This is a genomic window from Pantoea sp. USHLN256 (genome assembly GCF_037149875.1).
GTDB classification, from domain to species: Bacteria; Pseudomonadota; Gammaproteobacteria; order Enterobacterales; family Enterobacteriaceae; genus Pantoea; species Pantoea nemavictus.
This window is the reverse complement of sequence record NZ_JBBCQO010000015.1, coordinates 66,339-79,924: the sequence shown is the minus strand read 5'-3', so window position 1 is coordinate 79,924 and position 13,586 is coordinate 66,339. Positions and strand designations below refer to the sequence as shown.

Annotated in this window: 17 protein-coding genes; 2 read left to right on the top strand and 15 right to left on the bottom strand. The window is 53.4% G+C overall.

Features of this window, described 5'->3' with window-relative positions; translation table 11 throughout:
- Nucleotides 1-301 precede the first annotated feature (301 nt).
- Together WFL93_RS22625 and WFL93_RS22620 are read left to right on the top strand one after the other, a co-directional pair.
- Nucleotides 302-1,042, top strand: coding sequence for an SDR family oxidoreductase (locus WFL93_RS22625; protein WP_049852783.1), 741 nt, complete (start codon nt 302-304; stop codon nt 1,040-1,042).
- Between the two features lie 327 nt (nt 1,043-1,369).
- Nucleotides 1,370-2,611 carry an IS110 family transposase gene (locus WFL93_RS22620; RefSeq protein ID WP_336779076.1) on the top strand — a complete coding sequence of 414 codons (1,242 nt, stop codon included), beginning with the start codon at nt 1,370-1,372 and terminating at the stop codon, nt 2,609-2,611.
- 79 nt (nt 2,612-2,690) lie between these two features.
- Here WFL93_RS22620 and WFL93_RS22615 read toward each other — a convergent pair whose 3' ends face one another.
- From WFL93_RS22615 to WFL93_RS22545, 15 genes are all read right to left on the bottom strand, one after another.
- Nucleotides 2,691-3,305, bottom strand: a complete 615-nt coding sequence (locus WFL93_RS22615) for a LysE family translocator (RefSeq protein ID WP_336779075.1) — start codon at nt 3,303-3,305, stop codon at nt 2,691-2,693.
- Between the two features lie 94 nt (nt 3,306-3,399).
- Nucleotides 3,400-4,209, bottom strand: a complete 810-nt coding sequence (locus tag WFL93_RS22610) for an AraC family transcriptional regulator (RefSeq protein WP_336779074.1) — start codon at nt 4,207-4,209, stop codon at nt 3,400-3,402.
- Between the two features lie 4 nt (nt 4,210-4,213).
- The gene (locus WFL93_RS22605) at nt 4,214-4,510 is read right to left on the bottom strand and encodes a chorismate mutase (protein ID WP_049852779.1); all 297 of its coding nucleotides are present in this window, start codon (nt 4,508-4,510) and stop codon (nt 4,214-4,216) included.
- Nucleotides 4,511-4,775: 265 nt separating this feature from the next.
- Entirely contained in the window at nt 4,776-5,549 is a 774-nt protein-coding gene (locus WFL93_RS22600) for a TIGR03747 family integrating conjugative element membrane protein (protein ID WP_049852778.1), read from the bottom strand.
- A complete protein-coding gene (traD, locus tag WFL93_RS22595) occupies nt 5,542-7,641 on the bottom strand; it encodes a type IV conjugative transfer system coupling protein TraD (RefSeq protein ID WP_336779073.1) in 2,100 nt (699 codons plus the stop codon). The genes WFL93_RS22600 and traD overlap by 8 nt, the downstream gene beginning before the upstream one ends.
- A complete protein-coding gene (locus WFL93_RS22590) occupies nt 7,638-8,207 on the bottom strand; it encodes a restriction endonuclease (RefSeq protein WP_049852776.1) in 570 nt (189 codons plus the stop codon). Before WFL93_RS22590 ends, traD begins: the two co-directional genes overlap by 4 nt.
- Nucleotides 8,204-8,710 carry an integrating conjugative element protein gene (locus WFL93_RS22585; protein WP_049852775.1) on the bottom strand — a complete coding sequence of 169 codons (507 nt, stop codon included), beginning with the start codon at nt 8,708-8,710 and terminating at the stop codon, nt 8,204-8,206. Before WFL93_RS22585 ends, WFL93_RS22590 begins: the two co-directional genes overlap by 4 nt.
- 2 nt (nt 8,711-8,712) lie before the next feature.
- Entirely contained in the window at nt 8,713-9,342 is a 630-nt protein-coding gene (locus WFL93_RS22580) for a lytic transglycosylase domain-containing protein (protein WP_049852774.1), read from the bottom strand.
- Complete coding sequence (locus tag WFL93_RS22575) at nt 9,321-10,046, bottom strand: TIGR03759 family integrating conjugative element protein (protein ID WP_336779072.1); 726 nt, start codon at nt 10,044-10,046, stop codon at nt 9,321-9,323. The genes WFL93_RS22580 and WFL93_RS22575 overlap by 22 nt, the downstream gene beginning before the upstream one ends.
- Nucleotides 10,047-10,056: 10 nt before the next feature.
- The gene (locus tag WFL93_RS22570) at nt 10,057-10,824 is read right to left on the bottom strand and encodes a DUF2275 domain-containing protein (RefSeq protein WP_336779071.1); all 768 of its coding nucleotides are present in this window, start codon (nt 10,822-10,824) and stop codon (nt 10,057-10,059) included.
- Nucleotides 10,821-11,468, bottom strand: coding sequence for a PFGI-1 class ICE element type IV pilus protein PilL2 (gene pilL2 / locus WFL93_RS22565; RefSeq protein ID WP_277977992.1), 648 nt, complete (start codon nt 11,466-11,468; stop codon nt 10,821-10,823). The genes WFL93_RS22570 and pilL2 overlap by 4 nt, the downstream gene beginning before the upstream one ends.
- 129 nt (nt 11,469-11,597) lie before the next feature.
- On the bottom strand, nt 11,598-11,846 hold the full coding sequence (locus WFL93_RS22560; protein WP_007885438.1) for a DUF2442 domain-containing protein: 249 nt from the start codon (nt 11,844-11,846) through the stop codon (nt 11,598-11,600).
- Nucleotides 11,830-12,072: a DUF4160 domain-containing protein gene (locus tag WFL93_RS22555; protein ID WP_049852770.1), complete on the bottom strand. Its 243-nt coding sequence runs from the start codon at nt 12,070-12,072 to the stop codon at nt 11,830-11,832. Before WFL93_RS22555 ends, WFL93_RS22560 begins: the two co-directional genes overlap by 17 nt.
- A gap of 62 nt (nt 12,073-12,134) precedes the next feature.
- Nucleotides 12,135-12,743: a single-stranded DNA-binding protein gene (locus WFL93_RS22550; RefSeq protein WP_336779070.1), complete on the bottom strand. Its 609-nt coding sequence runs from the start codon at nt 12,741-12,743 to the stop codon at nt 12,135-12,137.
- Nucleotides 12,744-12,800: 57 nt separating this feature from the next.
- A complete protein-coding gene (locus WFL93_RS22545) occupies nt 12,801-13,283 on the bottom strand; it encodes an STY4534 family ICE replication protein (protein ID WP_049852768.1) in 483 nt (160 codons plus the stop codon).
- Between the last annotated feature and the right edge of the window lie 303 nt (nt 13,284-13,586).

Here is a 13,586-nt window from a genome sequence, read left to right as displayed (position 1 = left end):
AAAATGTCTCCTGAGCTTTTGATGGATTCTATGAGTTATCTTTCTTTTTTATAGCCAGAATTCTTCAGGTTCACAATGGGGGTTGTTTTTAAGGTGGAAGACTACCCATGCCATCATTATTTTAACGTCCGCATCTTGCTCAAGCGGACTTCCTCACGTTCAGCTGTCCGCTACGTGCCAAAAGCGGACGTCTAGGCAGCAATCCAGTCGTTCCCATGGTTACGTGATGAAACAGATGACGAATAGTGTGTTTTTTACGTAAGGTAAATGCTGATTCCGCAGCTAAATAAAGGAAGTAAGCATGGGAAGATTTCAGGGTAAACGTATACTGATCACGGGCGGCACCAGTGGCATCGGGCTGGCAGGGGCTCAGCGTATTGTTACTGAAGGTGGCAACGTAGCCATTACAGGGCTTAATGAGGAAAGGCTTGAACGTGCACGTAACTTGCTTCCTACGACATCACTTATTTTAAAAAGCGATGCTGCAAGCGAAGCTGACATAAACGGACTGGGGGAAGCTATCAGAGGCTGGGGTTCACTTGATGGATTATGGCTTAATGCCGGCTTTGCAGAGGTCGGCTCTCCGGAATCTGTAACGGCAGATTCTTTCAATCATATGATGAATGCTAATGTGCGCGGTCCAATGCTACAGCTGGCAGCTCTCTCCAAATCACTTAATTCAGGGGCGTCCGTTCTGGTGACATCATCCTCATCTGTATATGAAGGAGCGGCGATGACAAGCCTGTATGCAGCGACGAAAGGCGCCGTTATCGCTATGGTCAAAAGCTGGGCATCTGCGTTTGCTGAACGCGGTATCCGCGCCAACACTTTGGTACCAGGCCCCATTGAAACTAACTTCAGGCACTTTATGCCAGAAGAGTCTCGTCAGCAGTTTGAAGATTTTGTGGTAAGCCAGGTTCCTTTGGGTCGTGCCGGAACAGCAGAAGAGGCCGCTGCAGTTGCACTTTTCCTCCTGTCCGATGATGCATCCTATGTTACCGGCAGCCAGTATGCTGTAGACGGCGGGCTGGCACATTACTGACCGCTTCAAAAAGCCACGAAAGTAAGTGAAATTAATCCAGTAACATCCGCCTTTCGGTCATAGGGGACGTTCATCTGATTCCGTCCGCTTTGTGCCAGATATAGTCATTCGAGCCCTGAGAGTTGCACTTCTAAGTGATTCAGGGTATGCGCTTATTGGTTACGAATATTGTGCCAGAATCATGTGATTTGATGATTGCCGCTTTGCTTTCGAACCAGTAAGTGCTCCACGTTCGCTAACGAATACTCAGGGCATGCAGAACAACTGCTGACTATATTTCTTTCGAAGAATGTGGAATGCATACCAATCCCCGGTTAAAAGGAGTTGGTGAAGACTGCTGTAGATCAGTTTGCTGCTCATGTTGGTCTGGACTGGGCGGATAAAAAGCACGATGTCTGCGTTCAGCTTAAAAACGGTGAGCGCACGTTCCATGTGATTAACCATTCGCCGGAAGCTCTTGATACCTGGCTTAATGAGTTGCATCAGAAGTTCAAAGGCAGGATCGCTATCGCCCTTGAACTGAAGAAAGGCCCAATCGTGTATGCTCTCCAGAAGTATCCCTTTATTACTGTCTTTCCTGTACATGCGTTATCATTGGCACGCTATCGGCAGACATTCTGGCCAAGTGGTGCCAAGGATGATCCTCAGGATGCTGAGTTGGCGTTAGTTCTGATGCTTCGCTATCCCCAAAAGATAAAAGCCATCGAACCCGATAATGCTGATATCCGTTTACTTCTACAACTAGTCGAGCAGCGTAGACTGCTGGTAGAAGACAAACGCCGCTTTGTTAATCGGCTCATTAACACGCTTAAGCAGTATTATCCTCAACCCCTGGAATGGTTCTCGCATCGGGACAGTTCATTGTTCTGTGAGCTCATAATCCGCTGGCCAAGCCTGCAACAGCTCAAACGTGCCCGGAGTGATACCGTCCGCCATTTTATGAACGCAAGAGGTGGTCCCGCTGTTGCGTATACAGAACAGCGGGTTACAAGCATTGCCAACGCGATTCCCCTGACCACTGATAAAAGTGTCATCGAGGCGAACGCGCTAATGGCTACAGCTCTTGCATCACAAATCAAACTTGTAGGTGAACTTATCAGAACCTACGACGAACGAATTGAATCGTTGTTCGATACGCTTCCGGATGCAGAGCTGTTCAAATCACTACCGAGCAGGGGGCCGTGTATGGGACCACGTATGCTTGCCGCACTGGGTGATAACCGCGACCGCTTCAACAGCGCTGAGGAAATTCAAAACTACGCAGGTATTGCTCCTGTGACTGAACGGAGTGGACAGAAATCCTGGGTTCACTGGCGATGGCAGTGTGCCAAGTTCGTCAGGCAAAGCTTTGTCGAATGGGCTGCCAAGACGGTTAACTCATCATACTGGGCCAAGCTGTATTATCAGGGGATGCGAGAAAAAGGAAAATCTCATCAATCAGCGATCCGAGCTCTGGCATTCAAATGGATAAGGATTATTCGCCGCTGCTGGAAGACCAGAACCCGTTATGACGAAGCGAAATATTTGCTGGCACTGGAAGCGCGAAAATCGCCCTTACTAATGCCGTAGAAAGCTTGTCGAATGTCTCAGGGCGTGAAGCGGACGTTCATTAACCCTTCTTTCTGGGGCTGTTTAACACGACTTTTTACTATTGCACAGCCATTGCCAGGCGAATCCCAACTGCAAAAAAGGCCAGTGCTACGCCCCAACGTATCCCGGTCATTACCCTGTGATTTCTTAATACATAATGACTAACAGACGAAGCAAAAGCGCCATACAGAGAAAATACAGCAAAAGTCATGGCCGCAAAAATAGCTGAAAGAATCAACATGCTCTGTGTGGGGTGTGCATCTCTGGTGGGGATAAACTGCGGAAGGAATGCCAGGAAAAATAGCGAAAGTTTGGGGTTAAGAATATTGGCAACTACTGCCTGTATTATTAATGCGCTATGAGATAACTCCGGCCCGGGACCGTCTGCGGTTAAAAGTGTCTTATCCCGTAGCGTTTGCCACGCCATAAACAGCAGGTAAGCCACACCGGTATACTTCACAATGGAAAATAGTAACGGACTGGCATGTAACAGAGTGGCAAGGCCTGTAATTGCAGCCAGCATATGAGGCAACACCCCGAGAGTGCATCCGGCAGCAGCAATTATTGCGCTACGTTTTCCCTGCCTGAGGCCGGCAGAAAGCGTAATGATGGCACCAGTACCGGGTGATATGACAATTAGCAGAGATGTCACCAGAAAATCATTATAAAGCATCAAAATTTACCCCTCATCAGCAGCTGAAATAATTGCTTCAGTATTTGATTGAAAGGCTTTTTCTGTCTTGAATAAAATTGCAGCGTTTGGACAGCTAGATTTTTGGATTTTGTTGCGCGTAGACGCCTGGCGTATAGCCATAGCTGCGAACAAACAAACGATTCATGTGGCTTTGATCCGAAAATCCTCCCGCAATGGCTGCATCAACAAGATCCATTCCGCCCCTGATGAGCTTTCGAACCAGTGACAGGCGTCTCTGCAAAAGGTAGGCATGCGGGGTCATTCCACTGTAATGCGCAAAAGCGCGCAAAAACGTAAACTGCCCGAGTCCGGCAATCGCCGCCAGCTCAGTAAGAGATATAGCACTCCCCGGCGCGTCATCCATTTTTTCTTTCGCGTACAACACGCCTTTTAAAGGCGTTTTTATCTGAATTCGGGGCATTTGGGCCAATGCGTTAGTCAGAATTAACAATGCTTCATCCGCAGCCAGATTTTTTACATCGCCATTACCACTGATAATGGCCTGATATAACTGGTTAAAAATTTTTGCTATACCGACATTCTTTAATACAGGCATAGCAAATTCGCCGCTGGCAAATTTACCTTCAGAAATATCGATAAAGCACTGATTAATAAGCTCAGTATCAAAATAAAGCATCCGCCAGGCTCGCGAGCCACCGAGAGGCGTCCCATCGTGAACTTCACCAGGGTTAACAGTGATGACATCACCCGCGTTCGACTCGACATATCCGCGCCCACTCAGAGATTTTTGCCCGCCTCTGTCCATCAAACCAATGCCGAATTGGTCGTGAGTATGCCGCCCGAATGAGATATCGCTGCTGGCGTTTACCGCCTCAACACCCGCTACAGTTATGGGGAGAAGTTCAATGGAATGTTGACACACGATGTCAGCCTTTATCCTGTCGCAATTGGTCGTGTTGGTCGAGTTCGTAATCAATGAACGCACCGATCATAGTCCGGTAAACCTTTTCGATAATCACTGTGGGAAGTCCTAATTCAGTCGCCTGTTTACTTACCTTATCGATTACCTGCTGGACACGATCAGGAGCACGCACGTCTGAGTGATCACTTTTGAAAGCTGCTGCAGCTTTAACACATTGGCTACGTTGCGCGATCATTTTAACCAGTTCAGTGTCAATCTGATCTATACGGTTTCTAACATCTTCAATTGACGAAAAAATCATCTTTAACCCACCTGGCTAGTACATGAGTGCATCAGATTACACAAATTTTCGATTCAAAACAGTCTTCAGTTTGTATAGCCTGACTTTAAGAACGATATCCAAAAACATTCAATCAAGAATATCCGGCTATTGATATTGCGATAAAAGAGAGAGGGCAAATGTCCGCTCCTCGCTCACAGCGGACGTCCAATCCGATCAAGATTTAATCGATTGTAGCGGAGTGAAAAACTAAAGCCTGCATTACACAGGCATTAGTTTTAGGCGACTAAAGATATTTTTTGAACGAAGCAGTTGTAACCGTAATGGTAATTCCCAGCATTAACGCAGCGGGTAGCAGTAACAGGTTTGGATAGACCGCAGAAGGCCATGAAAGGTAGCCCATCACTGGCAGATACACAGCCGGTTTAATCAACCTTTTCGCGCGGTGGTACAAAAAAGATGACTCGTAACCGGCACCAAACCGACGCAGATCACGACGGCCAAGCCCTTCTACCACGGCGACGCATATAACCAGTACGAACAGTGGAACAGAAAGGGCAATGATAGTGACACGGATCAGCGTCACAATAGAGACATATACCGTTGCCAGCATGTACTGCTGCAGATAATTTCCCAGCCAGCTGCTGACACCCTTAAGATTGCGCGATACCTCATTGCCGCTGTTTATCTCTGCCTGATATTTTTCCTGTATCCAGCCGATGATCCCACTGTCCACAAACGCCCACTGATAGGCATCCGTTATCCAGCCCGTCACCGTCGCAGCCGGCTCGGAAAGCAGCAGGCTGCGGGTAAAATCAGAAGACAGATAGCCAAACTCGGTATTCATCACCGCCTGGCTGTGCGCTGCCCCCATCTCAGGCCAGAAGAACGCAATCCCGACATATTCAATGACAAGGCTCACCATCAGTGAAGCCAGGATCACGCCAACGAGCTTCCACGGCCAGCCCCAGACCAGGTTGTAGAGCAGGCCGTGCTCACGCGGTTGCGCGGGCTGCTGCTGCGGATATTGCTGCGGTGCGGTACGACGTGCCTCAGCCATTGTTATCTCCCTTCACTGGCGCAATTGCTGAACTGCGGCTGTCCCACCACCCTTCACTGCTGTGATAATTCCGGCGCATCTCTTCTGCAAGACGCGCGATGTTCTCAGGCATATGCACGTCACCTGCATCGCCCGCCGGCAGCGGCATACGAATTTTCCAGAGCTGACCGCCCTCAAGCAGCGCAAACGCCTGACCTTTAGGCAGCGTGACAATGTCGGCAGGTTCAAGCAGTGGAACTTTAATGGTGCCGACGCGATCTTGGGTGCTGGAGGTAAAATCGTGATTGACGGTGACGTCAGCTGAATCCTGATGACCTGAGACCAGCGTTTTACTGTAGATTTCAACCTGCGGCAGCTGTGAGGTCAGCAGCTCTGCCGTTCGGTTTTCTCTCACGCGCAGCATGATCAGGTTGTTGAAGTTACCCTGAACCTGAGAGGTTTTGGCCGCGCTCCCGATCCGGGCTTCAATATCAGATGAGGTCTGCGTATAGGCCGTCACCTGCATGCCTGCCCCGCCGCCTTTATTGATGAGCGGGATAAACTCATTGCCCATCAGTTCGTTGAATTCATCGCAGTGCAGGTTAATGGGGTCCTTGCCCTCTTTTGAACCCGGCAGACCGCCGTTGATACCGTGTTTGTAGATGTGACCGGCCACGCTAACCAGATCGGCAAACATGCTGTTACCTACGGCGCTGGCAACCTCGTTGTCGCTGAGAGCATCAAGCCCCACGTAAACGATGCCTTTTTTACGGATAACCTGCTCCCAGTCAAAAATAGGGCGCGGATCCTCCATGTTCAGATAATCGGGAGACAGCAGCTCCGCCGTTTTACCGGTGGTCAGTTTTTCCAGCAGCGGCAGCAGTGACGCCACAATTTTGTCAAAGTAGGTACGGTCATAGCGTACTGCAGAGCGCAACCCGTCAAGTATCGGGTCATACAGCGCGTTTCCTGCGTCCGAACTCAGCGCCACTTCAACTGCCCAAATCCGGATAGCTTCAGGCTGTCCCTGCATGTTGCGCGGCACGTCGTCCTCACTGAACGCGTTGGCATTGTTCTCGATCTGGCTGTTCAGTTCGGGCAGTTTCTCGGTAATGATTTTTTCGGCGTAACGCAGATACAGGTCGGCGATGTTGTTCACGTAGCGGGTAATAAGGGTGTAATCCGGGCGTTCCCCGAGAGCAACCAGCGCCCGGGCAACGATATTCACGAATCGCCAGGCAAACTCGCGAAACGCTGCGCTGTTACCTTCGCCGCTGAGCTGGCCGGCAATGCGGGTAGCGACTTCTGATACGCGGCCGAAGCGCCCTACGGCGTTATACCGCGCGGAAATCTCAGGCCAGCCCAGGTGGAAAACGGTCAGCTCATCGCCCCGGCCTGCCCGGTGCGCTTCCGCCCAGACCCTTTTCAGCAGGTCCGCATCACCTTTCGGATCAAACACGATGGTGACGTCACCACGACGTATATCCTGAGTGATTAACAGTTCAGCGAGGCGCGTTTTGCCCACGCGGGTTGTACCGTAAACAACCGTGTGACCGACCCGCTCACGTAGATCGAGTGTGACGTCAGTTTCATCCGGTTCAATGCCGTGTACGGCCGGATTACCGCCAACCGGGGGAAGCGGGCGAACCGGATTGACTGGCGAATCTGCACTGAGCAGTCTGCCGATTGCCGGTAAACTGCTTTCTGTCGCTTCCTCTAACTGACGGGCAAGCTGATACAGCTTAGACGGCTTAAGGTAGTGGGCCACTTCCGGGCGTAGCGTATCGCGCAGGCGCTGGGTGTGTTTCTGGGTCCAGCGAAACCCACGGCCCAGAAAAAGCCGGCGTTTACTGACGGGGATCTGTTTTGACGTCATCACGTAGCGCGGAAGACGGCGCAGATTACGACGGTAGCGAATAACCTGCATTCCCTGACGCGCGCGTATGGCAGACAGCACGGCGAATCCGCCGGCGGTGACGTAGCTGACGGAGGGTGCCAGGGCGACTGCCCAGGGCGCTGTTACGCAGACGATGGCGGCAGTGCCCGCTGCGACCGCTGTATTCAGTTCAACAGCCGGGCGCAGAAGGGCTTCAATTACGTATTTATCACTCACAAAGAAAACTCCTTAAAGGGTTTACCTGCCAGCAGAGCCAGAAGGCGTTGTCCGCTGATAATCATCAGTTGCTGTGAACCGCTCCCGACAGCCCTGCTTTTCTGGCCGGTCCTGCCGGTATGAATAAACAGACCGCGTTGCCCCATGCGCGTCAGCAGCGCGTCAAAATCCTGGACGTGCGACGGTGTTATCACCCGACTGTAGCGTTTGGCCTGAATCAGCCAGCACTCGCCGTTTATGTGTACCCTTCCATCCAGGCCGCCGTCGCCGCTGTATGACGCATTGCGCTGTACGGCATAGCCCTGACGCTCAAATGCCAGCAGCAGTAACTCCTCAAAGACGTAGGGATTAATCTTGCGCAGATAGCTCATGCGCTGCCCGTCTCCGCTGAGCTGGCGAAGGCGGGTGTAGACGCGCTCTGCCGTTGCGCGATACCGGCGGTGCCGCCGCTCGCTGGCCGACTGCCGGCGAAAGCGCCAGAGCAGAAAGATAATCGCGGCCAGCAGAACGGTCAGGAGGACCGGATTTGCCATCAGCAGTACAGCGATGTAAGGAGCTGATATCACTGCCCTACCTCCTGAGACAGGCCGCTGTCCGTGATAAGTACGGGGTAGTGGGTCAGCTGCAGGCGGCGGGCAAGTTCAGATCCCGATGAGGGCGCCAGCTGAAGACCGGGCGCGAGAACGCGCAGAGATTTCAGCGATTCCAGGCTTTCAACGTTCACAACGAGGCCGGCTTCATTTCTGGCTGAAAGCTGCTGTGCGTTCTGCTGCAGCCACTGCCGTGAATAGCTGTCATCACCTATGATAAACAGCGCTCCGATGCCCGGCAGTTGCAGCGCCCGGGGGGGCACGTTTCCGGGGGAAAGTTCTGGCGTAATAACGGGCAGCATGGCCGCTTCCCCCTGTTCAGGAGCTGTAGCAGGCGCAGGCGGCGTATCCTGGCGGTTTACGGCCTCGAAAATAGCCTGCGTGCTCTGTCCGCCCAGGTCTGCAATGACGTTGAGCTCAGCCAGTGCGGCAGGCGAAAAGGCGATAAATGCGGTAACGATGAGGTTTTTCAGATTCATGATCACTGACTCCGTGGATCTATCCAGATGAGGCCGTTATCCGGCACCGATGCGGACGCTGTCTGTTCAACTGCGGTAGCCGCCGGCAGATGCGGCGAGGACTGGAGCATGGCGAGCTTGCTTTTAACGAAGGCGCGATAGCGGGCAGCGGGTGCGCCGCCTGCGGGATGGTGATAGCAGCCGGCGGCATCTAGCCAGCTTCCGGGTTTCCGGTCCCAGCACTCGCGCAGGATGGCGCCAGCGGCATTGAGATTCACGTATGGATCCAGCGCCTCCCAGGTTGACGTAAAACGCTGGCCGTTCCAGCCGAGATTAACCTGGGCGATACCGACATCGATGCGCTTCAGTGAGTTCGTTTTCATGAACACCTGCAGCGCCTGCCAGGCTTCTAGACGGGTTTTATAGCGATAGCCCTTACCCGCGACGTTGAGGGTCCACGGCCACGGGCGTTCGCCCTGCGGCAGCCTGCGCGATGATTCCTGCAGGCTGACGGAGTAGAGCGATTCAGGCGGCACGCTGTGAGCCTGCGCCACGCGCACGTACCCCTCCGGAACGGCTTGTTTGCCACTGGCGAACGTGGAACATGAAAGCAGCAGCAGCGCCGCTCCGGTCAGAATGCGCCGAGTTGCCATCCGTCTTCCCCCTGCTGCAGAACGACCGGCATGATGCCGTTACCGAACTGCATCCAACGACCGCCGTCGTGATTCAGTGTGATCTGACGGCTGCGCACCCTGTCCAGCGGAATGTGATGGTCTTTTGCCCAGCCGCGAAGTTTCCCGTCATCGCCCTGACTGTCTACAAGGTAGATATCAACCGGCCTGTTATCGGCTAATACCGCTGCCAGCCGGGCGTCACACTGCCCGCAGCCCGCTGACTTAACGAACAGCGCCAGTCGCCCGCCGGTGTCGTGCGCAATGCCGGCTGCGTTGCCCATATTTACCGCAAGCGTTTCGGGATAGAGCCGCTTCCATGCGGCGGTGACTTCGCGCTGGAAATCCAGCTCTTTTTGCGTACGCGCAAACTCTTCCTTAACCCACTTCTCAGCATACTGACGACGTTCGGCCTGGCTCCGCGCCTCGATACCCAGCGTTGACAGAGGATCCAGACCCGGTGACTGAATGCCGCGCGGACCGTTCATCAGTGACTGAAAGCGCTTATAATCGTCCTGACTCAGCCCCCACTGACCGGCTTGCTGTTTCAGATCCTGCACGCTGCTTTGCTGCACGCTCTGCGCCGGCGCATCCACCGGTTCGCCCCTGGAATTCTGAACCTGAACGCTGGCCTGCGCAGAGCAGCAGAGCATAATTGCTGCAAGACTGGCTATTTTTAGCTTCATATCGCCTCCGTTAGCGAACGTTGATAGTCGTTAAGCGTCCGTTTACGCGAAATTGCGCCTGCCCGTAGCCGGCGTGAACAAGTGTCCAGCCATTAACGGTCTGGCCTTCGCCGATCAGGCGGATTTCAGCCAGCGAGCTGAATCCCGACGGCGCGATGGCCGCAAACGACTCCGTACCCCGCTTTTCAACGCCGGTCAGTACAAATGGCGCTTTGCGGGCCACGGTTTTGACTGCACGGTGCGGCTTAGCGGGTGCCGGCTTTTTTACAGGCGTTGCCGCTTTGGGTTCAGCTGTGGCCTGTTGGGCTTTCTGAGGCGGGTGTTGCAGTGCGGTAACTGACTGTTCCAGTGCAGCCTGACGGCTCTGCAGTGCAGTCTGCGAATCATTCAGCTCATCGATCGAATGGCGAACCTGACCGACTGCTTCAGATAAGCCTCTGGCAGACCAGGCTTCGAGAGACTTACGGACCGCATCGAGCTGAACCTGCTGCCTTTTTATCGCTTCGGCCTGCGTGTTGATGTTTGCCTGGAGAGGTTCCAGATCGGTTTTAGCCAGTGCCTGGGTGTAAACCACGTTTTGCTGCTTCTCGACGTAGCTGAGACGGTTTTCCTGCGACACACCGGCGCGAAGCGATATGAATGCGAGACCAAGCGCGGCAACGGAAAGCGTGGTCAGTCCTATAGCCGGCAGCCGGCGTTTGACGGCGCTAAACCTGCCGCCTGATGACGGAACAACGTCATCAGCGTTTTCGTGAGGGAAGGAAGTTTCTGTGGTCATTTTGTCAGCCACCCTCCGTGAGCAGGCTGGGCCTGAATGGGACGAGGGGCGATCACCTGAGAGGAACTGGCAGAAGATGGAGCGCCTGCAGCCGGTGCGTAGGCGCTGGAAGGACGCGGCGGCAGCTGTGTCACGGGCAACTGATAACCGGCGCGCAGGCTGTGACAGACCACACGCTGTACGTCATCCACTTCAAGCTCCCATGCCGGGCCCGCCAGTACCTGCAGCGCGGTGCGAAGGCGCATCGGGCCGAGCTGGAACTGGACTGCCGGCAGCGGCTGACGGTATAACACGCCGTTAGCCGGACCGGTCTGACAAAGCGAATAGCCGGACTGCTTCAGGGCATAGCGCATGGCGTCAGCCACGGTTGGCTGCACTGATGAGGGGATGCGGACGTCAATAATCTGGGAGAGAGGGTCGCGCTGCACCGCCTGCGGATCCGTGCTGACCAGCAGGTAGCGATCGTAGCGAACCACTTCCGGCGTCCGCGCATATACATCATCAGCGGATGCCTGGATATTGCGGGATACGCTGACCGGGGCAACCGGTTCAGCAGGTGCCCGCTCCTGCAGCTTCTGGGGCTGCTGAACGCACCCCGCCAGCAGCGCAAGCGGTAAAGCGGCAAAGACGGCGTTAAATTTCATCTGAAAAGTTCCTGTACAGTGAGAACAGGCTTCACTGTGCGCAACTCTTCGGCATGCTTCTATCAACAACTCTTTTTGCGATTTCAAAAAAAAACGCCGACCGGAGTCAGCGTTTTTTAATCAGCACCTTCAGGCGACCTGATGAGGCGGGTGCGTTACATCACCGCGCCCCTGTAACAGGCCATCGATTGAGATATCTTCGTCCAGTGCGTCCCAGTGGATACCACGGGGAGACAGTTCGTAATCTTTCAGCTGTTCGGCAGACGCGTTGCGAAGCCGGGGAAACCATGAAAGCGGTACGCCGATTATCCGCTCGTCTGAGAGTTCGACCCACATAATGTGATGATCGAACCGAACGTTCTTAGCTGAAATAATCATTCCAGGCCTCCAGAAGCATGATTTGGTGTTGCCTTATCACTGTCATCAGCTCTTTTACCGTCCGGGAGTCGAATCCATCGTTACTTGCCAGTTTTACAACCGGCTCCAGCCAGAATTTTGCTTCTGTACCGGCCTTTATCACATGAATGTGAGCGGGTTCGCGTGGATTGCCTTCGTTGGAGTAGAAAAAGAACCGAAAACCGTTCAGCCGTAGTATGGCAGGCATCGTCAGTAACCTTTAAAGGATTATGGTGAAATTTAGTGCAGCGGTCAAAACGCAGCGAAGAGTCAGAGAGAAGATGAAGCGTGTTTTGCCATGCCGTAACCGTGTCCGAGGAACGGTATATCATCATCCCAGTCTCCTGCAGGCTGCGACTGTGGCGCGGGCTGCTGAGGCGTGGGCTGGCCGGCATTGTTACGTTGCGAACCACGATTACCTTTTCCGTTATTTCCACTGTTTTTCTGTTGTGGAGCGGAATCTGGCTGTGACGGCGGCTGCTGAGGCTGGCCCCAGTTGCCACTGTACTGCTGCTGGTCACTGTTTTGTGTACGGCCACCTAACATCTGCATGGTGCCGCCAACATTTACGACAACTTCCGTCGAGTATTTGTCCTGCCCGCTCTGATCCTGCCACTTGCGGGTGCGCAGCTGACCCTCAATATAGACCTGAGAACCTTTGCGAAGGTATTCGCCGGCGACTTCTGCAAGCTTGCCAAACAGCACAACGCGATGCCATTCGGTGATTTCACGATTTTCGCCGGTCTGCTTATCACGCCATGACTCCGACGTTGCCAGTGAAATGTTAGCGACAGCGCCGCCGTTAGGCATGTAGCGGATTTCCGGATCCTGACCGAGATTGCCAACGAGAATGACTTTGTTTACGCCACGTGAGTACATAAGTATGCTCCTTATATGGGGAAGCCTGCTCAGAAAAGAGCAGGCTATGGTGAACAATCAGAATGAGTTTTCTGCGTAGGATTGCTGCTGGGAAGCGGCGCTCTGCGCATGCTGCGGTTCGGCGCGTTCAGTCTTGAAGACCATGTCCTGGCCTATCTTGACCCAGTCCACCTTGATCAGGCGGGCTTTCAGACTGACGCGACTTTCACCTGCGTGCTCACCATTTTTCAGCTGAAAAATGTCCGTTGATGGGTTGCTCAGAACAAAGCCAATCAACACTTTCTTATCCTCATCCACCGCTTTCTGGCAGCGGTTTATGAGACTGCTGGCTTCTTTGCCGGCAACGGTGACGTCAAAACGCACATAAGATGGGCTGTCGCTCGGACCTGACAGTGCGTTAATAACGCAGCTGATAAAGGTGCCGGACTGAGCATTGACCTGGCGAACGTTGCTGAGATAGCCCAGTCCGTTGATGGTCAGGTTGAAGTAGTCTTTAGATTTACCGGTGTTACTGGCATTAGAGGTGTTGTTTACAGACATGATGTTTTCTCCATGGAGGTCAAATTTGGTTCGACGGAGAAAACTTCTGCCCGGACGGGAGAAGTATTCCCGTCGGGGAGTCAGAATCAGCTAAATTCTGACTGTCTTGATAGTTGAATGTACCTTCATCGCCAGGCAGTAGGAGCCGTGATTGACGATATCTGCTTCCAAAGGCGGGCAGATTTACCACACTGATGTGTTCTCCCTTGCAGGCTACAGGAGTGTTATGTTCAGCCACCCGAAGGCGATTCTCTCAGGCCGGTTAATCATTGGTGGTCGTCAGAGACGACGGACAAGCACGTT

What these genes read in the sequence shown, in the direction of transcription:
- WFL93_RS22575 (WP_336779072.1), bottom strand. Translation starts at nt 10,046, where the DNA reads ATGAAGCTAAAAATAGCCAGTCTTGCAGCAATTATGCTCTGCTGCTCT.
- WFL93_RS22550 (WP_336779070.1), bottom strand. Translation starts at nt 12,743, where the DNA reads ATGTACTCACGTGGCGTAAACAAAGTCATTCTCGTTGGCAATCTCGGT.
- pilL2 (WP_277977992.1), bottom strand. Translation starts at nt 11,468, where the DNA reads ATGAAATTTAACGCCGTCTTTGCCGCTTTACCGCTTGCGCTGCTGGCG.
- WFL93_RS22570 (WP_336779071.1), bottom strand. Translation starts at nt 10,824, where the DNA reads ATGACCACAGAAACTTCCTTCCCTCACGAAAACGCTGATGACGTTGTT.
- WFL93_RS22600 (WP_049852778.1), bottom strand. Translation starts at nt 5,549, where the DNA reads ATGGCTGAGGCACGTCGTACCGCACCGCAGCAATATCCGCAGCAGCAG.
- WFL93_RS22615 (WP_336779075.1), bottom strand. Translation starts at nt 3,305, where the DNA reads ATGCTTTATAATGATTTTCTGGTGACATCTCTGCTAATTGTCATATCA.
- WFL93_RS22545 (WP_049852768.1), bottom strand. Translation starts at nt 13,283, where the DNA reads ATGTCTGTAAACAACACCTCTAATGCCAGTAACACCGGTAAATCTAAA.
- WFL93_RS22605 (WP_049852779.1), bottom strand. Translation starts at nt 4,510, where the DNA reads ATGATTTTTTCGTCAATTGAAGATGTTAGAAACCGTATAGATCAGATT.
- WFL93_RS22585 (WP_049852775.1), bottom strand. Translation starts at nt 8,710, where the DNA reads ATGAATCTGAAAAACCTCATCGTTACCGCATTTATCGCCTTTTCGCCT.
- WFL93_RS22580 (WP_049852774.1), bottom strand. Translation starts at nt 9,342, where the DNA reads ATGGCAACTCGGCGCATTCTGACCGGAGCGGCGCTGCTGCTGCTTTCA.
- WFL93_RS22625 (WP_049852783.1), top strand. Translation starts at nt 302, where the DNA reads ATGGGAAGATTTCAGGGTAAACGTATACTGATCACGGGCGGCACCAGT.
- WFL93_RS22560 (WP_007885438.1), bottom strand. Translation starts at nt 11,846, where the DNA reads ATGATTATTTCAGCTAAGAACGTTCGGTTCGATCATCACATTATGTGG.
- WFL93_RS22555 (WP_049852770.1), bottom strand. Translation starts at nt 12,072, where the DNA reads ATGCCTGCCATACTACGGCTGAACGGTTTTCGGTTCTTTTTCTACTCC.